We start from the raw sequence: 23,385 nt of genomic DNA on the forward strand, positions 1-23,385 counted from the left end.
AGACTTAACATAAGTCTAAATCCCCACAAAACACACATATATTTGGCATATTAAAGTTAGTTTAGATAATTTTGCTCATAAAAAATGTAGTCCTACATAACCATAGGACTACATTTTCAATATATATAGGCTTATTCCAATTTTTTCTGCCAATTTCGATACCAACGTTCAATCATCTTACTCATTGGAGTTACAAGCTCTTCTTGATAAATATACTTGACCTCTTTATAGAATCTCTCAATATCGGCATAGCGATGTTTTAGAGCATACAACTCAAATAGCTCGATCATTATTTGCTGATCATAATCATTTAATTGAAATGCTTCTTCATAATATTGTATCGCTTCATCATAGTGCTTTGATTTTGACAGTAAGCGAGCGATGTCAATTAATCGATTCGTATAACTTTTTTCAAGATAGGCTTGTTCATTACTCGCCCAGTTATAATCCAGATTCTGCATATAGCGTCCCTGTTTTATGTGTAGAGCGTCCATACATACTTTCAAATTATCGGAGGTCACAGTAGGATATCGTTTTAAATGTTGATGCCACTGATCAACGTCAACCACAATTTCTGTGCCTAAACTTAATTGATAGGACTCATCTTGAAATTTAATCACTACATTTAATTGGTGTGTTTGTAATAATTGTCGCAATCGATAAATGGTCATATGTAAGTGAGTAAATGCTTTCTTATCTGGAAAATCCGGCCAAATATAATCAATAATATCAAATTTAGAAATCGGTTTTCGGCGAAAATGCAATAAAAGAGCAAATAACTCTTTTACTTTACCAGAACGCCATTTCAAATCGATATCTTGATTCCCTTTTTGAATAATCAAGTTTCCTAGTAAATGAATCGAAAACATTTCAAGAGATTTTGCCAATGTTTTTTTCTCTTCCACTCTAGTATAGATTCGATTTAATGTGGTTAACATTCGCTCGGGGCGAACTGGTTTAAGCAAATAGTCTAACGCATATTGTTTAAACGCTTCCAACGCATATTCTTGGAAAGCTGTGACAAAGATAATTTCAAGGTGAGGCTGAATGGTTTTCAATTTTTCTGCTAAAACCAATCCATTCATTTCCGGCATTTCAATATCCACAAATGCTACATCCACGTGCTCTGTTTGAGCCCACTGTAAAGCGTCGCTTGGTGATACAAAAGTTGCTAAGTCATTCAGTTCCACTTGCTGACTTTTTTCAAGAATTGTTTTTAGGTGTTCAATCGCCATTCGTTCATCGTCTATCATGAGTAATTTCATTTTGGTATATCCTCCGATCAGGTATTATCACTGAAATCGTTGTTCCTTCTCCTAGTGAACTTTCAATTTGTAATCCCTTCCCGAATAAACGATGCATACGATTTTGAATATTTTGCAATCCAATTCCATCCTCATTGGAAAATGTTTGATCTAATATATCTCGTAACTTTTCATTAGTCATTCCTACTCCATCATCACTCACCTTGATAAGATGACCTTGTGTTAATTTCGTAATACGAATGGAAACTGTACCCCCTTCTTTTTTCATATTTACACCGTGCCTAACCGCGTTTTCGACTAATGGTTGAATTAATAACGGCGGTACAACAAAATCTATATCATCTTCCAACTGAACATCGACCTTTATTCGTTCCTCAAAACGAGCTTTTTCAATAGCAAGATAGGAATAGATGAAACCTAATTCATCTCTGATACTGATCCATTTCTCTTTATTATAAAAATCAAATTTCGCACGCAAATAATCACTCAAGGATAACACTAGCTCATATGCTTGATCTGAACGATGTAATATCATAGATGAAATTACATTTAAAGCATTAAACAAAAAATGCGGTTTAATTTGAGCTTGTAAAAACGCTAATTCATTTTCTCGAACCTGATTAGACTTCTCTGTTAATACTTCTAAAGTGCGAAGTAATTCTTTGGAGAGTTCTTCACTTTTTTTGTAGTACAGCGTATATCGATAGATTAGTAGCGAGGCTATTGCGAGGCTAAAAATCGCCATACACCAAAAAGCGATTACCATATCTGCTTTTATGCCAAAACTATAGAGCATAACATCAAACCAAAATAAAAACACAGCAAATATCGCAACAATAAGCGTAACATGCTCAATTTGTTCCATCCCCTTATCTGGTTTTTTAAAGAACATAAGGAAGACTTTTATCCAAATCGATAAAAACATAGCTACGACAAATAACAAATAAAAATTTAATGAGCTCAAATAAAGATTTAACGGTAAAGTTAATACAAAAATAATGAAAAAACCAAAGATGGCAGAAAGAATAGATTTCATTCGGTTCGACAGAAAAGCATCATTAATTTTATTAACAACATTTAATGCAAATATGACTGATAAAGCATTAAGGATATGGCCAAATCGGAAGGTTGAGTTCAATGTGAGGTCTGGAAACATAACAGTAATAATACGTTCACTATACATACTCCCCATCGCACCAAAGCATAAGCAACTTAGCGCTAACACAAAAGTTGCGGGTTCCATCATACGGTAGTACCTGCTTGTAAAGAACAAAATAAGATAAAATATACCAACCATAAACACTACTAATATCATAGCAAATTCAAACATAATAGTTTGTTGCTGATGGCTTACTAATTTTTGCTGCAAACCAAATAGAAGTGGTTTAGCAATACCACCAACAATATATTCATGATTGGATGCATGGACAATAATTTCAGCCGTTTTAGTATCCATTTCAAAATAAATAATTTCCGAATTATTTCCTGGCACACTATCTTCAAAAGATTTTGAAACATGCCCATCCTCTAAAACTACTTCTCCATTTATGTAGACTTTACTCGCATTACGAATATTTGATTTTTTAAAACCGAAATATACTTCATCAGGAATTTCATTTATTACCATTCGGTAAGTCGCAAAACCTTTATCTTCATACTGATTACCATGAAAATCTCGACTCCAATTTCCTGGAACAAGTGTATAATCTATATTTTCATTTTGTTTCTCAAAATCTTCAGGTCTTAACAATTCTTCCCAGTAAAACTCCCATTCTCCATTCAGTTCAATAAGACCATTCTCAAAAAAGTGCGTTTGCGAAAGGTTAACCTCTCCTTTTTTGACTACAGTATCTTCATGTAAAACAGTCCAATAATAAGCGACCAAACCAATAATTAAAACAATCGTGACCAATATAAATAGTTTCTTTGTCCAACTCAAGTCACAACTCCTCTCTAGCGGGGCATATACTCTATCTATTAATAATAAGAATGTTCTCTTTATAGGTCTAACATTAATATTTTAAGTATATTTTAAAGAGTGAATAGGGTCAATATTGTTTATAGACAACTTATGTATCCGTTAAATAGAATTTTACATCGAGTCGAAATAATTTATTTGAATGAAACATGATTAACCATATCTGGGGAGAAAGCGCAGATATATCTCAACCTATTGGTCTGTGGAAGTACTGTGAGAGCTTATGTTAAAGGCATTCGTGAATTCTATCCAATTGAGTTGTGCTGGTCGGTCCAACAGATTAAAAAAATGCGACGATCATTAATCATAAGAGCTTTTGGACAGCGACCAGGTTTCGACCCTTTTCTTTTGCATCATACAACGCTTTATCACAGCGAGATAACAAGGATTTATGTGTATCACCTTCTATGTAAGTGGCTACGCCAAAACTGGCAGTTGTTTGGTCGACTTCATAAAAAGAATGGGCTTCAAGATGTTGCCTGAGACACTCAGCAAGCTCCAGTGCTTCAACTGTTTCTCTATTAGGGGAAATCACTAAAAATTCCTCTCCACCCCAGCGTCCGACCATGTCGGTTTTGCGAATATTTTCTTTTAAGAGGTTTGCTGTTTCCTTGAGTACCATATCACCAACTTGATGGCCAAACTGGTCATTGACAGCTTTGAAGTTATCCACATCTAGCAAAATAAGTGATAGAGGCGTTCCATTTGTCTTGGCCTCCTGTAGCTGTTTATCCAACTCAAAATCAAGACTCATTCGGTTTGAAATCTTTGTGAGGCGGTCTGTATTGGCGAGCTGTTCTAGCCTTTGTTTTGCTTCTTCGAGTTGTTTAGTCCGCTCCTGTACTTTTTCTTCTAGTTTGTTGTTCATTTCTTTTTTCATTAAGTTAATCTTATCACCAAGTGCTAATGAGAGAAAAACCGCTTCAAAGCAGGCAGCGATGGCAGGTAAATTTTCATAGAGACCCGGATGAAACGGAATCCACCCTAAAAAGCCGAAGCCTTGAATTAGCATCGACCCAAGCAATACCGTCCAACCGACCATATAGAAGCGAGCCATTTTGAAACCCTTCAATAGCATAGTTAAACCTGAGAACCAAAGAAAAGCTAACACGATTACGGTAAGAGAGGTAGTCACATTATTTACTGCTTCAAGGTTTGGCACGGTAAAAACTGATAACAGCGCAAAAATGGTGAGCCATAAAAAGATGTTCAGCACACGGTTATGTTTCGGCAAATGTTTTTTTAGCTCTAGAAATTCTTTGCCAAATAAAATCATAAAGAAAGCCAGTAAATTGCAACTCATCGGCAATGTTCGAAACAGTAACCAGTCCGGAAAAACACGGCCAACAAGTTCAAGATCAAATGAATTCATAGTAGCTTGGTACGCCAAAAAGCTGAGCATATATAACACATAGTAAAAATACGCTTTTTCTTTGAGAGAAAAAAACAAGAACAAATTATACAGCATGAGTGCCAACACAAAACCGTAAAATAACCCAATCGAAAACTTATACGTCATGACGCTTTCAAGAAAGCTTTTATTTGTATACAGAATAGAACTGAACATGAGTGGCAATTCACCGGAAAGCGCAATATACACATCTTGTACATCCGGCTCTTCAACAGTAAACAAGTTAGAGCGGTACCGGATTGGTTGGCTATCAAGCCCGGCAATGCCTCCTTCTTGAAAGGTGTAAGTGCCGTCTTCTTTGACAAAATACACATTGACGTGATCTTGTTTGTCAATGCCTTCTATCAAGTAGCCACTCGTGTTTCCTTGAATTAGTTCATTAAGTGGCAGCCGAAGCCAGATCGTATCAGTGGTATGCCAAAAAAAAGCATATTTTTGAGTGCTTGGTATAAAGTTTTGATCATACGTCCCGTCAATCAGATCTTCAATCGTCACTTTATTCGAGGAATCGTGAAACACATCGAAGTGAGGGCCGAGAACGATACGGTTTTCTTCAGAAGATCCCTCGACTGATAGAGGTAACAGCAACAGTATCATGATACAGAAGACAGCACATAGGTGTATTTTATTTAGCTGGCACCATTTGTTGTACCGTATCATTGTTAATCCCCTTCTTCCAAGTTTTCTACTACCCTTAATACTATAATTTCACTATATTGATTACAGTGCCTTTAAAAGTTCGCTAATAGAACTGTGAAAATATTTGAGATGTTAATAATTCTCTATTCAATAATTTGGCCCTAAAATGGAAATAGCCTAACCCATGTTACATGGAAAGCACACTTTTGGTTGAATAAGAACTGTTTCATAACTTAAGGAATATAGAAAAAATAAGGGTGCAAATAGTCCCCCTAAAAAATACTTAATCACTTCCACTGCCTTTTTAATTTAAAAACTTCTTGTATATAACCGTACACGGACACAGGAGACATGATTATTTGATAACAAAGAATGAAAAAAATAAATCCCGCAAAATTTTTTCGGATTCGCAGTTTTAAAGGTTTATATACAAAATTTCTTTGATAGAAATAAAGAATGCTATAACTAACAAGTGTTAAGGGTAAAACCAGAAGTGTCATTGGACCAACAATCCAGTAATAACCGAAAAAAGCCAATATAAGTCCTGGAATCCAACAAAGAGTATAGACGATGTCTAAATAAGGCATAAGTAAATTAATTCCGGTTAAATATTTAACATAAATTTGAGAGTGTTCCCAAGGCTTTATTTCCTTTAGCCCTTCTATCATGCCTCTTGCCCACCTTGCCCGTTGAGTAACGAAGTGTTTTAAGGAGCCAGGAACTTCCGTAAAAGAAACAGCTAATGGTTCAAAATAAACTTTCCACTTTTTCTCAAGTAACCGCCACGTTAAAACAATATCTTCCCCTATGGCATCAGGCCAACCGCCGACTTCTTTCACACATTCTGTTTTATATAGACTATAAGCGCCTTGGGCAACTAAGGTTCCTTGGTAAAGGCCTTGAAGTCTTTTAATAGATGCAATTCCTAAGAAATAATCCCATTCCTGAACTTTTGTCCATAAATTATCTCTGCTGTTTTTCACAAGAACTGATCCGGCAACAGCGCAAACATCTTTTGGGCTAGATTTCATTCGTGATACAAGATAACGAATGGACGATGGATGAAGCAGAGTATCTGCATCAACCGTAATGACATAAGGAGTTGTAACAACCTTCAGTCCACGATTTAATGCATGGAATTTTCCAGGGGCGTTTTCATTAAGTAACTCAATTTTAATGTTTAATTCTTTATTGGCTTTTAATACTTCCTGAACAGTTTGATCGGTTGAACAATTATTGATAACAAATACCTTTATTTTTCCCTTGTAGTCTTGTTCATTTATGTACTTTAAAGTCTGAAAAATTTTGTCTTCTTCGTTGTAAGCAGCAATAAGCATTGTAATCTCATCATTAGGAAATTCAGTTTTAAGAAGAGGCTGGCGATCTAAAATTAAGCTCATAAGTAAAAAGGCATTCATATATCCCGGAATGTATGAAATACCACCAATAATTAACAAGGCGATTGGAAACGATACAATATGCGAGAGATCTTTTAACCAAGGAAGAGCAAGATAAATAGAAAGACTCATCCATAACAAAGAAAATAGATGACTTATCAAAAACTTTATTTTCACTGGAATATAGTGTTTGTTATATTCATGACTTAATTGTGGTTCGGAATTAAGTAAAGGATCCATAAGTTTTTTTACCTTTCTATTTAGTTATAGCATTAATATAGGTGTTACTAACTATGAAATATTACCACATATAAAGGTAAAATAGTAATTAATTGTATATAAAATTTGTATTTTTTTAATAATTCTGCCTATTTATGACAAGAATCCCAAATATTCTGTGATGGAATTTCAGGATTAAATCCTGATTCACACCACATTCTTTACGCCATACGCATACATCACTACTTGCTGAGGCTGGTGTCTCACTCGAACAAATAATGGAACGACTTGGCCATTCGGATGATCAGATTACGAAAATGTTTATCTCCATGTTACGAAAGAATTAAAGAAAGAGGCTTCTCAAAAGTTCGCTGAACTTATGAGAAGCCTCCGTTAACAACCTCTATATTAGCAAAATGTTAGCATCCAACAAAAAATCGATACAGGGGTTGTCTGTCTTATATTAATTTAGGAAATTTAATTAACTTTCTAGCATTTTTTTCCGTTTTTCTTCTTTATTCCTTCCATATAGCTCATTCTTGCAACAAGGGCTAATCTTATACTTATGCCACATCATCCAAACTCTATTCAATCTCCCATTTTATCAATTTTTTAAAAATAGTCTTACCTTCAGAATGAATAACTACCCGCTCCCCTAGTTCTTTTGAAAAAAACAAAGAGGTAAATACTTGTTCACCATCGTTAACAAAAATTTCAATCGATGAAACATCTAATAAAATTGTTAAGGAAATTGGTTTAGATAAATCTATAAACTGGCTTCTAGTACAATCGTTAGCTGTTAAATACTCAATTGCATAATCTGATTTTTTACGATCTAAGGTTAACTCATTGCGATTCTTATCAAAGGTCAATAGCAACCCTTCACGTTTACCTTTGAACAATTCGAAGGCAAGTTTATGACTATTTTGCATGTCAAATTGAATATCTATTCGCTGACTATTTCCATATAGACTTTTATCATCGTATTCTCCATCTAAGGAAAGATTATAAAATTCAATTTTATTTTTTTGATAACCTTCAATTTTCTGATATGGTTTTTGAAAAAGCTCTCCATTTTTTAATGATAGTTCCCTAGGAATTGTCATTGAACCATTCCACCCATGCCCTAACTCATGCAAAATGTACTTTTCATGCCACATATTCATCCAAGCAATTAGGACACGTTTACCCTCTTTTGTTAAAAGAGATTGTGGCGCGTAAAAATCAAATCCCTGGTCCAGTTCTTGCTCAAATTCTACAACAAACTCACCGGTATTATAATTAAGTAATCCGATTAAAGCCATAGTAGTATGGATGTTTTTATTATGATTATCAACGCGATTTACTTCCTGAGGTGAAATTAGTAATACATGCTTTCCTTCCAGTTCAAAAAAATCTGGACACTCCCATACTGTTCCATAATCCTTACCAAGTGTTAACTTATTTAAAAACTGCCAGTTCAATCCGTCTATTGAGGTATAGAATAACACATATCCTACATTCTTCTTACTGCTAGCACCAACCACCATATAGAATTTACTCTTGTACACCCAAATCTTTGGATCACGGAAATCCTCTATTCTAAATTCTAACGGGATCTGATTAGATGAAATTACAGGATTATGTTCATATTTATGATAAGTTAACCCATCTACAGACTTTGCTAGACACTGGACCTGTCTAATAAAGGAATTAGTTTCTTTACCCTCAACAGTGGATGGTTTCTTTTTCAAGTCTGAGTCATATTTAGTATCAAGAAGTGAATCAATATGTCCCGTATAATATAACCAATGCTCTCTACCAATTTGAATTCCTGACCCAGAAAAAACACCATTCTTGTCGTATTCCTCACCCGGTGTCAGAGCAATACCTTTAGGCTTCCATTTTATTAAATCTGTACTGACTGCATGTGCCCAGTGCGCAGGTCCCCATTTCGTATCATATGGATAGTGCTGATAAAAAAGGTGATATTCATTATTAAAATAAGAAAATCCATTTGGATCATTCATCCAACCACGTTCCGGCATGAGATGGTAATTATGTCTATATGTTTTTTTTATGGAATTATTATCAATTGTCATAATGTTCAATCACTTCTCCTTTTTCTCGAATGGACTTCTACCTAAAACTCACCAATTAATAATATATGGTTACTATTTTTATGGTTGGATAGGCTCTCTATTTGTTAACAACGTTGATTTCATTCTAATCTCATTGTTTGCATATAATATTTCAAAATGGTTTTTAAGTGAATTCATAGTTTTTCTTACGAAAGCAGACTGCCTAGCATTCTTATACTCCTAATAGTTTTCCATATTAAAAAAATCCCGGTCAAAACTTCTACTAATCTATAATTAAACTATTCTAAAGAAATGCAATTGCACACCCTTAGGATGAGGTTCTAATGTACCAATAAACATATTAGTATTTAACCAACTATACTTTTCACCAGATACTTCAAAGCTAGGTGTAGTATATATATATACATCCTCTTCAGGAGTACCCATTTTGTCGTTCTTTTTTGTCAATGATTTAATATAACTTTTGCCTTGATTAATCACTGAGATAAGTGCTCCATCATTGGCTTGTAGTGTATATCTTGCCCAGACTTCACCAGTTCCATCAGACCTTGTTAGATTCCAATCCGCTCCTCCAGGTAACACAATTCCATTTACACCTGGCCCTTCGAATGTACCACCAATTATCGGCACTACTCTGCGAACACCTGTATAAGTTTGGCCAATTTCTAATTCTTGATCACAATATACAATTAACTTCATTGCGAGTTCAGTTCTGAAATCCAAATAATATCCACCCTTTTTATTCAATTCCTATCTTTTTTTCATAATGTCTACAAATAATGCCCATCTATCGGAATTGATGGGCATTTGATTACTCTTAATTATTTGTTCATGAATATTTTTATTCATCTAATTTCGAACTGTTGGAATCGCCCATGATAATGCCTTTTCTATATACTCGTTCCAAAACTCCCATGAATGTTCTCCTGGTGATTCCAAATAAGAATGTTCTACTTTTTCTGACTGTAAAAAATCACGAAACTTATGATTAACATCTAACAAGAAATCTTCTGTACCACAAGCCAAATAGATACTAGGTATACACGTATTTGTATTTTTCAAATTATTTATCAATGCCTCAGGATCTTTATCACTCCCCTGAAGCTGCGTTAAATCACCAAAGATACTTTTAAAATATTTATAATTGCCGACACCATCATCATAGTCGGTACTTGCATTATGTATTTTGTATGTAATAAGCGCTGAAGATAAAGCAATAATTCGACCAAAGTTATCGGCATATTTTAATCCATTGCGAATTGCACCATATCCACCCATAGAAAACCCACCAATAAATGTATCTTCTTTACGGTGTGATAATGGAAATAACTCTCGTGTATACTTTACAAGTTCATTTCCAACATACTCTCCGTATAACGCCCTTCTATCTTCATCATCGATATAAAAATGATTTTCTCCTGCAGGCATAAAGACTGCAACAAGATACTTGTCTGATAACTCTCGTATTTTGCTAAAGCTAATCCAATCAGTTAAACCCCCTGAATAACCATGTAACAAATACAGTGCTTTTAAAGGCTCTTGGTTATTTTTTTGTCTACCAGGTATCTCCATAGTATCTATTGGGATAATAGCATTAAATACTACTTCTCTTTGTAAGGCGTTTGAATGAAAATTAACCTGTAACATTGCCATTATGCTCTCTCCTTTTATAAGTCATAGCATTTATATTCTATGTTATAGCTTACTATTACAAATAAATAAACGGTTCTTTTGCATCAACAAAGGTTACAGGAATGTCTTTCACCAGTGACTTAAGCCACTCTTGCATGTATTTCACACCCCATTCTTCACTTCGTTCAATGTCCAAGAACTATCATCCCTTTATTGAGAACTAGCATTTTAGCATCATTAATATATGCACAAAGGGTCCACTCTAATATTTCACCACAAACCACTACGTCTACATTATGTTCACGAATCCATGCCACTATTTGTATAACGTCCATTGATAATTTTTCCTTGAATAATCTTGCCAAATCAGACAAAGTTTTACACTCAATCTCATATATTGATAGTTTATCTTTCATCGATCTGTTTAGTTCTGATGGATTACTATTAACAATTGAAATAGCAGAGTTGTCACTTTGTTGTGGTGCTTTATCCTCCGAGTTCAATTCTTTATTAATCCATCGTAGATTTTATCAGCTTTGCCTAAATGCATGTATTCATGATAACGCCATATAGCTATATTGTTATCTTCTATTAATTTCTTCTTCGAAAGGTATAAAGGATCATTTTATAACCAATCTAGTTCATCATTACCAGTATAAAAGGTTGGTTCATGTGTAATAATTAAATTCGCACCTATTTCTATTGCCTGTTTAATGACATCAACCGTAGCCATAAATGTAGTAACTATTCCCTTTACCTCAGTATTGTAGTCACCACATATGAGCTTGTCCCCAGTATTTTGAAGTCTAAGATCATCACAATTGTGACTTATTGCAGTCTCCATAACTTCTTTGAGGATTCATTTATTTTACTCCATATCTTCAACTTACTGTCTGACCATCATCAGGTAGTTTCCCTTTCCAATAATTTTACCGGTAAAATTGTTTCCAAAGGAGGGTTTGTATCTAATATTTGTTGTACTAGATTCTCTACTGCCCTTTGACCCATTTCTCTAATAGGTTGTTCTATTGTTGTAATCATATAATTTCGAATATATCCTTGTGCAATCCCATCGTACCCAACAACCTTTATTTGCTCGGGGATTAAATACCCTAATTGATTACATTCATTAATAACTTGCATTGCTATAATATCACTGCTTGCAAATACTCCATCTAAATCAGGATGCTCAAGGAATAACTTATGCACTAAATTTTCACAATCTTTTAAATCAAAGCCATTAATATCAGTTTCTACCACAACATATTCAATTCCATTTCTGACCACTTGATCTACAAAGGCCTCATGTCTTTGTTTTGCTAATAGATTTAATTGTAGATTACCACTTATATGTGCGATTTTTTTACATTTTTTCTCAATGAGTAATTCAGTCGCTTTTTTCCCACCATCATAATTATCTGAGCATATATATGGTATTTCATCAGAAATTTTACGGTCAATTGTTATAATAGGTAGATTAATTAGTTCAAAATCTTCTACACTTATTGTTTGGCTCCCCATGATAATCCCATCTACTTGACTCGCCTTTAATAAGTCTATATACTCTCTTTCTTTATCCTTATTCAGCAAGGAATTACATAAGAGTATCTTATAACCTTGTTCATATGCATAATACTCGATATGTTTTGTTAACTCTGAAAAGAAAGGGTGAGATACATCCGGAATTATTAACCCAATAATATTTGATTTTTTTCTAGATAACGACCTAGCCAATTCATTGGGCTGATAATTGAGTTCTTTAATAGATTCTTGTACTCTCTTCCTAAGATCATCACTTATATAACCACGGTTATTTAATACCCTAGAAATAGTAGTAACGGTTACACCTACCTTTTCTGCAAGATCTTTAATCGTTACTGTCATTTTTTTCCTCAATTCTTTATTTTAAAATATTCGGCTGAACATAGAATAGTTAATCTCCAAGCTATGAACTATTTTTTAACACATTCCAGTTTCTCATCTCTTTATTTTAGCGCCCCATCTACAATCCCTTGAATAATATGTTTTTGTAGTCCTAAATATAAAAGTAATACAGGAATCATTGCCATCAGTAATCCAGCCATTAGTGGTGCATAGTCAACAGAATAGGCTGTGAAAAAGTTAAATACAGATAATGGCAACGTTCTAAGTTCAGGTGATTGTACTATTAAACTTGCTAACAGATAATCGTTCCAAATTATAAGAACCTCTAATATAATCAGCGTCACCATAACAGGTTTTAACAATGGCAAAACTACAACAAAGAAAGTTCTTAACCTTGAGCAACCTTCAATAAATGCTGCTTCCTCTAATTCATAAGGAATCCCTTTAATAAAACCATGAAAAATAAATACACCTAAAGGTAATCCAAATCCGACATACATAAACATTAAAGAGGGACGCATATTTAAAAGGTCCATTTCGCCATATAAAATAACAAGCGGAATCATTAATACTTGAAATGGAAGCGCCATTGAAGACAATATACAAAAGAATAGAATACTATTAATTTTCCATTTAAACCGAGCAAATAAATATGCTGTCATAGAAGAAAAAAATACAATGACAATAATACTTCCAACTGTTAATATCAGCGAGTTAGTAATGCCTTGCATAAAGTTCATACTTTGAAACGCTTCAATGTAATTGGAAAAATCAAATGATTTAGGTAATGAAAATGGACTTTCAATGAACTTTTGTGTTGTTTTAAAAGAATTCATTACTATAATGAGAAAAGGTAATAAAATGATGAGAAGAGTGATGTATAAAACTATTATTTTTAAAATCGCTGCAAGACTATTATTCTTTTTAACCATCAAGCCTCTACCTCCCGTTTCTTAAGTATATATGTCTGTGTTATCGCAATAAGTGCTACCGCAAGGAAAAGGACGATTGCTTCGGCTTGTCCTGCACCATAATCGTTAGATAAAAAGGCTTTTTGAACGATATGATAAGACACCATCTGTGTGGAATTATAAGGACCACCATCAGTCAAAGATAAGTTAATATCATATGCTAAGAATGCTCGTGTAATTGTTAAAAAGAAGCATATAATAATTGACGGAATGGAAAGAGGTAATATAATTTTTCGTAAACCCTGAAAATAATTTGCTCCATCAATACTAGCAGCTTCTAAAACATCTTTAGGCACACTTGCAAAGCCTGCCATATATATAATGACAAGATAACCTATTAGTTGCCAAACTGTAGCAACCACAAGTGCCCAAAACGCTTTATCCGGATCTCCTAACCAGGATTTTTCAAACATCGCCCATCCGTATTGGTCACCTAAAAACGGAAGAACGCGAGAAAATAATATTTGCCATAAATAACCTAACACTATACCTCCAATTAAATTAGGTGTGAAAAAACCAGTTCTCAATAAACCCTGACCTTTAATTTTACTTGTAAGTGCTAAAGCTATAAAAAAGGCAAATAGATTAGCAAATATTAAACAAGCTATAACATATTTTATTGTAAACCAGAAGGACGTAAGAAAACCATCGTCAGTAAATACTTCAACGTAATTACCTAACCCAACAAAGGTATTATCTCCTGTTGCAACACTCCAGTTTGTAAAGGTTAAATATAATCCAAAAATAAATGGAATAACGATAACGGCTGAAAAAATAAATAATGTAGGTCCTCCAAATAACAAGAAGGTACCAAAATTTTTGAGTTTTTTGTTTTGTCTCATACAGTTACTCCTTTAACAAAGTGTGGAAAAGAAGTCTTTTCCACACTTTGAAAATTTATATATTATTTAGTAGACTCCCAGTAGTCTTCTATTTCATTAAATAATTCTTCGCGTTCTATATTGTTAGATAGGTACTTTTGCATTGATGCACCTACATTTGACCACCAATCCGTTGGAAAGTGATTAATAACGCCAATATTTATAATATCTCCTCGATCAGCAAATTCTGCAACACTATTAGAGATAACATTAGAACTTTCTGCTTTCAAATCAGTATATGGCATATTCAAGCCCATTTCGGAAATAATCGCTGTTTGCCCCTCTTCACTCGTTAACATCCATTCTATTAGATCCTTAGCAACCTCTTGCTGCGCTTCAGTAGATTCTGTATCATCAATGGCGAATAGTTTGGGCTCACTAAATGCAACCTGACTATTCCCATAATCGTCAGGATTATTGCTAATTGGAACAGGTATTACACCAAATTCGTCGTCTCTTCCCTCTAGTTGACCTATTATAGACCAAGCCCAATCACCCATGAAATAAAATGCTGACTCACCATTAGCAAAATCTGCACCATCCAAGTTAACATCAGATACAAGCGGGTCATCTTTTCTTAAATTATATTCCATTAATAAGTCAAAAGTATCCATTATACCACTAAATTGCGCATTTTCTGATAATTCAACATTTCCATTTTTCAATTCTTGCAAAAAATCTAAATTTTCGTTAATATCTTTAGATTGCAAAGCATAGGCTAGTCCTGAATAATGTGCACCAATTGACCAATCTGCTCCATGAATAATAATCGGAGCTGTTCCTGCAGCATCTATTTCTTCAAATAAACTCTCCAAATCATCACGAGTTCTTATTGTAGATGGGTCAAACTCTCCCCCAATTGCTTCCTCTACGACTCTAGTATTGTATAGTAGTCCATATCCTTGTGAAGTCCAAGGTACCCCTAAAAATTTCCCATCAAGCATAACACGGTCAACAGTTCCTGGTTTTGTTAATTCCTCATACTTCTCTCTTTCAGATTCTAATTCAAGGAATTTATCCTTATATTGTAGAATTGTTCCGGCATCAAGGTTTGCAACAGTAGCAGGAGTTCCGGATGCTAATAGTGACTGGAACTTTTCTATTTGAGCTCCACCTACTGGTGTCGGGATTAATTCAACTGTTACGTTTGGATTTAAATCTTGATATTCAGTAAATAAGTTTTCGAATATCTCATTTACTTCAGCAGATGTGTTAAAGAACGTTACTTTCACTTCTTCGTCTTGTTCTTGATTATCATTTGCGTTATCACCTGTATTTGAGTTCTCGTCCACATTTGAACCATCATCAGAGTTCGAACTATCATTTGAGCAAGCAATCAATAACGATAGCAAAGCTACTACGATTAATTTGAAGATACTAGACATTCTTATTTTCATAAAATAATTCCTCCATTCAAATTATAATTTTTCACCTTTTGACTCCCAATAACTTTCTACTTCTTCAATGAATCAATGAATCCTTGTCAACCTATAATATCTGTCAAATAATTACCCCTCTAAATATTCTTTTGTGTTGACTAAATTCAACACCACTGTTTTAAACTTTAATAACGATCCCCCCCAAAAAATCACTATTGAAAACGCTTCCTATTTTATATGTTAACCGATTGACATATTGGTGTCAACCGGTTAACATATTTAATTTGAAAATTAGAACTACTCAATTTTCTCTATTAATATAAAGAATGGAAAAGTTCTATATTATAGACCATAACCAAGTGTTGTTATAGACTTAAGCAATTTTTAATTACACAAAATACTTAGTAACTTTTCCATTTTCATCTATATATTCTATAATCGTTTCATTAGTATTCAAGTCCACGAACAGCTCACACTTTTTATCCCTAAGTTGCCAACGAAGTCTTACTTCATATTCCACTGAATCTATAACAACAAATTTCCCATTAAATGCCTCATATTCATTACGAAACTTTATTAACCTCATTAATCTTTGAACGACATCTTTTTTAAGTGATTGTTCAATTTCATTTAATGTGAAATTGTGACGGTTAATTTCTCTTCCCTCACCAGTTTCGTTTACTCTTTGGTGATCATTTTCACCTGCTAATAATCCTACATAGTAAACCTGAGGAATGCCAGGTGTGAAAAATTGAATTGCTCTTGCAGCTAGATAAGCATCATTGTCACTATTAAGAACAGAATAGTATGAACAACGAATTTGATGCACATCGAATCCATCTGGATCTTTATGCTCATCAGACAATATAAGGCTAAGATTAGCTCCTCTTTCAACACAAACATCTACTAATTCTTGCGCATCCCTTGTATCTATCAGATCATCCATATCAGGTTTAACTGGTATACCATCGTGACAATCTAGCATTGTAAATTGCTTATGTGGACGAGTTCTTAAATATTGAAGCAAATCTCCACTAGTTTTATTGATTATTGTAGATAAAATTCTATATGGTAAGATGAAATCGTATATCCAAAAGCCATGATCTGCAAGCTTGTATTGAATACTGTGATGTGAATGGACTTCTGGAAGCAATTCAATATCAAACGAATTAGCAGTCTCCCTAATCCAGTTTAAGAATTGATAAATCTCAGGTTCCACAAAAAAGCAGCTTGTCCCAAGCTTTTTCACTATATAACCTACCGCATCAAGCCTGACTATTTTTACATTATGTTCCTTGAAGTTCTTAAAGAATTCTATAAAAAGTTGCTTCACCTTGTCTGAATTTATGTCTAAATCAATTTGTTCTGAAGGATTAGCCTTTCCAAATGTGGTCCATACTGTTTCTTTTTCATCAGTATCTTCAATTTCAAATGTTGAATAAGGCTTCTTTCGACGAAGAAACATCTTATCAATATCTTCTTGATTTGGCTTTCCATCATCCCATATTTTTTCTAAAGTAATAAATAAGTCAGCAAATTCAGATTGTCTTCCTTTCTTAAGGAAGTCCTGGAAATATTCTGATTGTCTAGAGATATGATTAACCATTAAATCCAGTAAAACATCAAATCTTTCTCCTATGTCACTTATATCCTTCCAAGTTCCTAAGTTGGGCTCTATTTTTAAATACGTCAATGGAGCAAACCCCCGATCTCCCGATGAGGGAAACGGAGGCAGTATATGGACTCCACCCTTAAAGGTGTCAGAAAAATATTTAAACATTACATCATGTAAGTTCCTAAGATTACCTCCTAACGAATCTGGATATGTTATGAGTTGTACTTGGTTTTTAACAGCCATGCTATTCCAACCCTCCTACAATTTATAAGCTTCTTTTATTTTTTCTATTACCGGTAAACAGATAACAGCACCTGTGTACTTCAATTTAAAAGCGCTTACTCCAAAACCCAAAGATAGTGATTGTCGAATTGTATACCCTTTTATTAAAGCAGAATAAAACCCAGACCAAAACGCATCCCCTGCTCCTGTTGTATCAACAACATCTGTAGCTAAAGTATTCATTCTGATTGTCTCTTTACCATTTGAAATAATCCCGCCGTGCTTTCCTAATGTAAGAATCACTAGTTTCGCACCAAGATCAAGAAATTTTTCCAATTGGTTTTCCGGAGTATCAATACCAAATAATCTTTCTGCATCATCTTCAGATGGCTTAATAATATCTACCTTACTTACAATGGATTTGACATAATTGACGCCATTTTCACCTTTTTCCCAAATCATAGGATGATAATTTGGATCAAAACCAACTAAAATTTGATTTTTTTTTGCGACTTCAATTACTTTTTCGATTGTATATCTCGCAGGTTCCTTTGAAATCGGCCAACAGGAAAAGTGAATCAACTTTGAATCAAGTAATATTTCTTCAAGGTCTTTTGTATAATCTAAATGGTAATCAGCACTTCTATAAAAAATTGGAGTAGGCGTCGACTTGCTTTTTGTCAGCATAACAAGACTAGTTGCATAATCTACATTCTGTACACTTTCGGTATTAACCTCATTTTCATTTAAGTTATTGATTAAGAATCTTCCAAATCCATCCCTTCCGACTGCAGAAGAAATGGCTGAATTAATACCTAATTTTTTAACATTTATTGCAATATTAGCAGGAGAGCCTCCAAAATATCTTTGATAGGTGTCACATTCAAAGTTATTATCATAATCCGTTGAGATCATATCCACTAGAATTTCTCCTATAGCTAAAACATCATTTTTTTTATTTTGAAATTGTATTCTATTATCAAAATCCAGCACTATCTATCTCCCCCATTCTTTAAATCCCATACACCACTATAACCTTCCTACCGAGCTAAAATCACTGTAAGTATAATAATAGCAATGGGGCATAACGGGATCATTAATATCATTTATAAAATATATTATCTTAGATGTCGTATCCATCTTCCTGCCATTTCAATCCAATTGCTAACTTCATGTAGTACCGTTTCACTATGGTGTTTGGATTTTGTTTCTTCAGTTCCTAAAGCTAACCCATGTACGCCTTCTGGATATATATGCATTTCGATTGATATCTTATTTTTAAGAAGTGCATTAGCAAACAATATACTGTTCTCAACAGGAACTGCCTCATCAGTACCAGTATGCCATAGAAAAGTTGGAGGTGTGTCCTTCGTTACCATATTCTCTAAAGATAGTTCATGTAGAGACTTTTCATAACTCTCATCCAATAACGCCTTAAAAGATTCCTTGTGTCCGTATTCACCAGACGTTATAACTGGATAACTTAATAACAAACCATTCGGCTTAATATTTTCATGTGATAGCCTTAATTGTTTTGCTAGAAATTCCTTTTTCCAAAACACGCCTAAACTTGCCGCTAGATGGCCCCCTGCAGAAAATCCCGCAATGATAATCTTATCCTTATTGACATGCCACTTGTCTGAGTTTTCTCTAACAATAGCTACAGATTGTGCAAGTTCTAAAAGAGAAGTTGGATACGTTTTTGGATAAACGCTATATCGCAATATACATGCATTAAAACCTAAAGCATTCATCTGGATAGCAATTGGCTCAGCTTCACGATCTGAAGTGAATTCATATCCACCACCAGGACAAATAATTACTGTTGGTCGAATCCGATTTTCATCTATCTCTATTGAGTTGTTAAGAATATACGTATGCAATTTTGCATTTGAACCATTTATTTGAACATCCAGTATTTCATGAATCAATAGTCGCTCAACTCCTTATTAATCATTACGTAATTAAGTTTGAAATGCTTTTGCAAGTGCTTTTATATACTCTTCCTTAGCCTGCTTGCTAATTTCTGCATCTGGTGCTATATGCTCAAAAGCATGAAAGCACCCTGGGTATAACTTAAATTCAACTTCTACTCCAGCTCTTGCCAGACGAGCAACATAGTCAATTGTTTCATCACGGAATGGATCTAATTGTCCCACACATGTATACGTTGGAGGTAAACCTTCTAAATTATCCGCTCTGGTTGGAGCAGCATATTGTGGAATATCTTCATTTTCAATTTCACCTAGGTACATTTTCCACGCAGCAATGTTATTAGATTTAAACCATACTGCATGATTATCAGTGATTTCTTGACTGGATGAGGTAATATTTCGATTATCTATCATTGGATATAACGGCATTTGAAAACAAATATTTGGACCACCGCGATCACGAGCTAATAATGCAAGTGATGCAGTTATTCCTCCACCTGCACTTCCACCAGTGATGGCAACTCTTTTTAAGTCAATATTAAATATTTTATAATTATCTGTCATCCATTTTAATGCTGAATAGCAATCCTCTACTGCTGCTGGATACGGATGTTCAGGCGCCAGACGATAATCTGCTGACACAACAATACATTTTCCTTTTTCCACGAAGCTTTCACACAATCTGTCATCACTATTCGGATGACCTAATACATATCCTCCACCATGACTCCAAAGTACTGCGGGTAAAGGTTTGTTATCTTTATGTATCGGTTCATATATCTTAATTAGCATTTCTTGACCGTCTCCACCAGATATGTAACGATTTGTTATTCGGACTGTTTCTGATTGTCCATCAGGAGGAATAGGAGTCTGTCTTGCTGTTTGAAGATCTTCTGGTAACTTTACAATCGGTAACAATTTCAGCGGCTCCCTTAACTCGTCCAATACCTTGTCTAAAAAATTCAACTTAATCCCCCGCAATCTCAAGATGGATAATTATAATGTATGTTAGACAACTTACATTTATGTTAACCGGTGCTTACATTTATGTCAACCGGTTAACATACAAAACATAAATGTCCCTATCAACATTTATATTCCTGCCTATGTTGTGCCACGCTCAACTATTGAAACCGGAAATGAGTTATCAAAGGATACTTTTTCACCTTTTATTTGACGAATTAGAAGGTCAATGGTAAGCTCACTCATTTTTTCTAGAGGTTGATTTATTGTTGTAAGAGGTGGTGTTACTATTGTTGATAACTCAACATTATCATACCCAATAATTTTTATATCATTAGGTATTGCTTTCTTTAAAAGATGACATGCTTGAATAATAGCTGACGCTATGATGTCACTACTCGCAAAGACCCCATCAATAGTAGGGTTCATTTCTAAAAATCCAGCAAGTTCCTCCACCATGTTAGCTGTTTTAGAAGAATTCATTTCTTTGGTTTGTAATGATAACTGATCCTTTCTTGTTTTCATCCCTTCTAAAAATCCCTGGTACCTATCTGTTGCTAATAACGCTGTATGATGAGGACCTCCTATTCCACCATATACATAGGCTAAGTCTTTACACTTTTTCTTTATTAATAGATTTGATGCAAGTTTTCCACCTAGAAAATTATCACTGGTAACAACAGGTATATTTTTAGATAATGCTCGATCAAAAGCTACGATAGGCAAATTTAAATTTAGGTAGTTTTCAACTTCTAATACTTGACTACCCATAATTATTCCCTCTACCTGATTTTGTTTTAACAATTCTATATATTCTTTCTCTTTGGATACATCGCGATTTGAATTACATAATAATAATTTATACTGTTCTTTATATGCGTAATGTTCCAAGTAATAGGTTAACTCACTAAAAAAAGGGTGAGCTACATTGGGCACTATAAGGCCGATAGTATTAGATTTTCTTCTAAACAAAGACCGTGCAAGTTCATTAGGCTGATAATTTATTTCTTTCATTACTTTATAAACTTTATCTCGTGTAGCATCACTAATATATCCTCTATTATTAAGAACACGAGAAACTGTTGTAACAGAAACTCCTGCTTTTTGTGCAACATCAGTTATTTTTGTCATGACCAAATCACCACCTCTAAATTTTTAATATACATATGTACTATATTATTTTACTACGCATTTTTATTAATTGCACTTAAATATAGGTTTAATGAATCCTCTGCTTCGCTCGCGCCTAACTTAATAAAGTCATCATATTCTTTTTGTGTATGAGCTTTATCTAATGCTTCATAATAAGCTATTCGGTTTCCACTTTAATAACGAGCGGGAAACCATCTTTCATGAGTTCTAAATTTAATACTAGACGTGATGTCCGACCATTTTCATCAATAAATGGGTGAATTCCAACAAAAATAGCCTGTAGCATAGCTCCACGAGCAACAGGATGCAGCTTTTTTCGTTTCACCTTGTTCATACCATGCCATCAACTGCTCCATCTCTTCTTTTATAAGGAAGCTGTGTTTTTACCAGAAGTAAAAACTTGATGATCCCGGTACATACCTGCATATTCTTCATTAATTCCTTTTAGGTCAAGTTCATGTGGATTTTTAATTTGCCACGACAAATGTTCACCCTTTTCTACAATCTCCTCTACAAAATGAATCGCAGCCCGATGATTAAGACTTCCAAGTGTTCACTTAGAGTTTCCCCCCCAACAGTAATTACTTATAGATCTACCTTCGTTTTCTTAATACTTAAATTGTTTCCTTTAATTGCATTTGTATTATATATCCATTCGAGAATACTTTTCACGCAAGCTTTTTACTGTATATTTAGGTAATGATCGATTGGCATCACCTCTCTCTGAAACATATACTTAAATTGAGAATACTATTTTCGCTCTGAATATACCTTCTAAACCAAATTTAATCAAATTATTTAGATCTATCAATCTCTTTTAATCTTGATTGAGTTGTTCTCGTTTATCGATAAATGAAAAATTTTGCGTAGTATAATTAAATTCAGAAAAAATATGTTACTAATAATAGGTTAGTAATCAATAACACTCGTTAATCAATACATCTAGAATTATGGAATATATATCATCATATGTAACAAAAGAAATGAAAGAAGGCTTCTCAAAAGTTTAATCAACTAATGAGAAGCCTCTTTTATTAACACTATGTTAGCATTTTGTACAATATAACTTTAAGTAATAAATAGTCATCTAAATTACAAACAAAATAACCCACAATTCTATTTCAGGTGCATTTGGTTATGTAGTGTACGTTTTATGGCTATGAAGCATTTTCTATTAGTGTAGTAGCGGAGTCTTTAAATGTATCAAAGGAAAAGGATTTTATGAAATTTCCGTTCGAGATATTCAAACTGTTTCAACTATTAATAGGGGTACTTTTTATTTGCATTACCAGGACAAATTCAATTTTCTTAACCAAATGGAGGAAAACCTGTTAAATGGACTGGGAAAACAATTAAAGTATCTAAAGCCAGATGTTTTGTTGTTAGAGGCAGAAAAAGGGCAATTTGCCGTTGAGGTATTCCAATATATTCTAATGAATGAAGAACGTTTTCATGTTTTTTTAGGGGGAGAATAATGACTTTCGCTTTCATAAAAGACTCACGCATTTTGTTAAAAAAACAATGAACAACGAATTATTTTTTAAAGGATTGACTATTCCTCAAGATTACTTGTCATCATTTGCCACCTCAGCTCTTTTAGGATTAGTCGAGCAATGGTTAGATGACGTTTATACCAAGTTAAAATATGTATGAAAGAGCCTATAAGGGAAATAATACAATATGTACGAATCACCTTTGTTCAAGTCGCTAATGTGACGCTTCAAAAAGAACTACTAAATGATTCGAACACTAGTATCCAGAA

At 34.0% G+C, this 23,385-nt stretch carries 21 protein-coding genes and 1 pseudogene; 3 read left to right on the forward strand and 19 right to left on the reverse strand.

The features are described from left to right. Positions 1-131: 131 nt before the first annotated feature. The 4 genes from LD272_RS04915 to LD272_RS04930 all read right to left on the reverse strand — a co-directional run bounded on the left by LD272_RS04915 (position 132) and on the right by LD272_RS04930 (position 6,930). On the reverse strand, positions 132-1,265 hold the full coding sequence (locus LD272_RS04915) for a response regulator (RefSeq protein WP_226035479.1): 1,134 nt from the start codon (positions 1,263-1,265) through the stop codon (positions 132-134). Next, entirely contained in the window at positions 1,240-3,204 is a 1,965-nt protein-coding gene (locus tag LD272_RS04920; protein WP_226035480.1) for a sensor histidine kinase, read from the reverse strand. The genes LD272_RS04915 and LD272_RS04920 overlap by 26 nt, the downstream gene beginning before the upstream one ends. Positions 3,205-3,547: 343 nt before the next feature. Beyond that, on the reverse strand, positions 3,548-5,314 hold the full coding sequence (locus LD272_RS04925) for a sensor domain-containing diguanylate cyclase (RefSeq protein ID WP_226035481.1): 1,767 nt from the start codon (positions 5,312-5,314) through the stop codon (positions 3,548-3,550). 266 nt (positions 5,315-5,580) lie between these two features. Then, on the reverse strand, positions 5,581-6,930 hold the full coding sequence (locus LD272_RS04930; protein WP_226035482.1) for a glycosyltransferase family 2 protein: 1,350 nt from the start codon (positions 6,928-6,930) through the stop codon (positions 5,581-5,583). Between the two features lie 188 nt (positions 6,931-7,118). Here LD272_RS04930 and LD272_RS04935 point away from each other — a divergent pair. Beyond that, positions 7,119-7,306: pseudogene (locus LD272_RS04935) on the forward strand (tyrosine-type recombinase/integrase); the annotation flags it as partial. A gap of 187 nt (positions 7,307-7,493) precedes the next feature. On the opposite strand, the gene LD272_RS04940 reads toward LD272_RS04935, so the two are convergent. The 15 genes from LD272_RS04940 to LD272_RS05010 form a co-directional block, all read right to left on the reverse strand. Further along, positions 7,494-8,990 (reverse strand): glycoside hydrolase family 32 protein, encoded by a 1,497-nt coding sequence (locus LD272_RS04940; RefSeq protein ID WP_226035526.1) that lies wholly within the window; start codon positions 8,988-8,990, stop codon positions 7,494-7,496. A 273-nt stretch (positions 8,991-9,263) separates the two neighbouring features. Further along, positions 9,264-9,713 (reverse strand): DUF3237 domain-containing protein, encoded by a 450-nt coding sequence (locus LD272_RS04945; protein WP_226035483.1) that lies wholly within the window; start codon positions 9,711-9,713, stop codon positions 9,264-9,266. A 126-nt stretch (positions 9,714-9,839) separates the two neighbouring features. Next, positions 9,840-10,643 (reverse strand): alpha/beta hydrolase, encoded by an 804-nt coding sequence (locus LD272_RS04950; protein ID WP_226035484.1) that lies wholly within the window; start codon positions 10,641-10,643, stop codon positions 9,840-9,842. Between the two features lie 164 nt (positions 10,644-10,807). Further along, a complete protein-coding gene (locus LD272_RS04955) occupies positions 10,808-11,125 on the reverse strand; it encodes a hypothetical protein (protein WP_226035485.1) in 318 nt (105 codons plus the stop codon). A 122-nt stretch (positions 11,126-11,247) separates the two neighbouring features. Then, positions 11,248-11,466 carry a Nif3-like dinuclear metal center hexameric protein gene (locus LD272_RS04960; RefSeq protein WP_226035486.1) on the reverse strand — a complete coding sequence of 73 codons (219 nt, stop codon included), beginning with the start codon at positions 11,464-11,466 and terminating at the stop codon, positions 11,248-11,250. Positions 11,467-11,525: 59 nt separating this feature from the next. Next, on the reverse strand, positions 11,526-12,518 hold the full coding sequence (locus LD272_RS04965; protein ID WP_226035487.1) for a LacI family DNA-binding transcriptional regulator: 993 nt from the start codon (positions 12,516-12,518) through the stop codon (positions 11,526-11,528). Between the two features lie 89 nt (positions 12,519-12,607). Continuing rightward, positions 12,608-13,438, reverse strand: a complete 831-nt coding sequence (locus LD272_RS04970) for a carbohydrate ABC transporter permease (RefSeq protein WP_226035488.1) — start codon at positions 13,436-13,438, stop codon at positions 12,608-12,610. After that, positions 13,438-14,319, reverse strand: coding sequence for a carbohydrate ABC transporter permease (locus tag LD272_RS04975; RefSeq protein WP_226035489.1), 882 nt, complete (start codon positions 14,317-14,319; stop codon positions 13,438-13,440). Before LD272_RS04975 ends, LD272_RS04970 begins: the two co-directional genes overlap by 1 nt. Before the next feature lie 62 nt (positions 14,320-14,381). Continuing rightward, the gene (locus LD272_RS04980; protein ID WP_226035490.1) at positions 14,382-15,755 is read right to left on the reverse strand and encodes an ABC transporter substrate-binding protein; all 1,374 of its coding nucleotides are present in this window, start codon (positions 15,753-15,755) and stop codon (positions 14,382-14,384) included. A gap of 370 nt (positions 15,756-16,125) precedes the next feature. Then, a complete protein-coding gene (gtfA, locus tag LD272_RS04985; protein WP_226035491.1) occupies positions 16,126-17,595 on the reverse strand; it encodes a sucrose phosphorylase in 1,470 nt (489 codons plus the stop codon). 15 nt (positions 17,596-17,610) lie between these two features. Then, on the reverse strand, positions 17,611-18,567 hold the full coding sequence (locus tag LD272_RS04990) for a carbohydrate kinase family protein (RefSeq protein WP_226035492.1): 957 nt from the start codon (positions 18,565-18,567) through the stop codon (positions 17,611-17,613). A gap of 125 nt (positions 18,568-18,692) precedes the next feature. After that, complete coding sequence (locus tag LD272_RS04995) at positions 18,693-19,505, reverse strand: alpha/beta hydrolase (RefSeq protein ID WP_226035493.1); 813 nt, start codon at positions 19,503-19,505, stop codon at positions 18,693-18,695. A 33-nt stretch (positions 19,506-19,538) separates the two neighbouring features. Next, positions 19,539-20,474: an alpha/beta hydrolase gene (locus LD272_RS05000; RefSeq protein WP_255639642.1), complete on the reverse strand. Its 936-nt coding sequence runs from the start codon at positions 20,472-20,474 to the stop codon at positions 19,539-19,541. A gap of 138 nt (positions 20,475-20,612) precedes the next feature. Continuing rightward, the gene (locus tag LD272_RS05005; protein ID WP_226035494.1) at positions 20,613-21,602 is read right to left on the reverse strand and encodes a LacI family DNA-binding transcriptional regulator; all 990 of its coding nucleotides are present in this window, start codon (positions 21,600-21,602) and stop codon (positions 20,613-20,615) included. Positions 21,603-21,780: 178 nt separating this feature from the next. Continuing rightward, positions 21,781-21,957 carry a Fic family protein gene (locus tag LD272_RS05010; RefSeq protein WP_226035495.1) on the reverse strand — a complete coding sequence of 59 codons (177 nt, stop codon included), beginning with the start codon at positions 21,955-21,957 and terminating at the stop codon, positions 21,781-21,783. Between the two features lie 946 nt (positions 21,958-22,903). Here LD272_RS05010 and LD272_RS05015 point away from each other — a divergent pair. Next, complete coding sequence (locus LD272_RS05015) at positions 22,904-23,098, forward strand: hypothetical protein (RefSeq protein ID WP_226035496.1); 195 nt, start codon at positions 22,904-22,906, stop codon at positions 23,096-23,098. A gap of 46 nt (positions 23,099-23,144) precedes the next feature. Beyond that, positions 23,145-23,276, forward strand: a complete 132-nt coding sequence (locus LD272_RS21775; RefSeq protein WP_226035497.1) for a TetR-like C-terminal domain-containing protein — start codon at positions 23,145-23,147, stop codon at positions 23,274-23,276. The last annotated feature ends 109 nt before the right edge of the window (positions 23,277-23,385 follow it).

The sequence above is a fragment of the Aquibacillus saliphilus genome (genome assembly GCF_020404745.1).
Taxonomy (GTDB): domain Bacteria; phylum Bacillota; class Bacilli; order Bacillales; family Amphibacillaceae; genus Aquibacillus; species Aquibacillus saliphilus.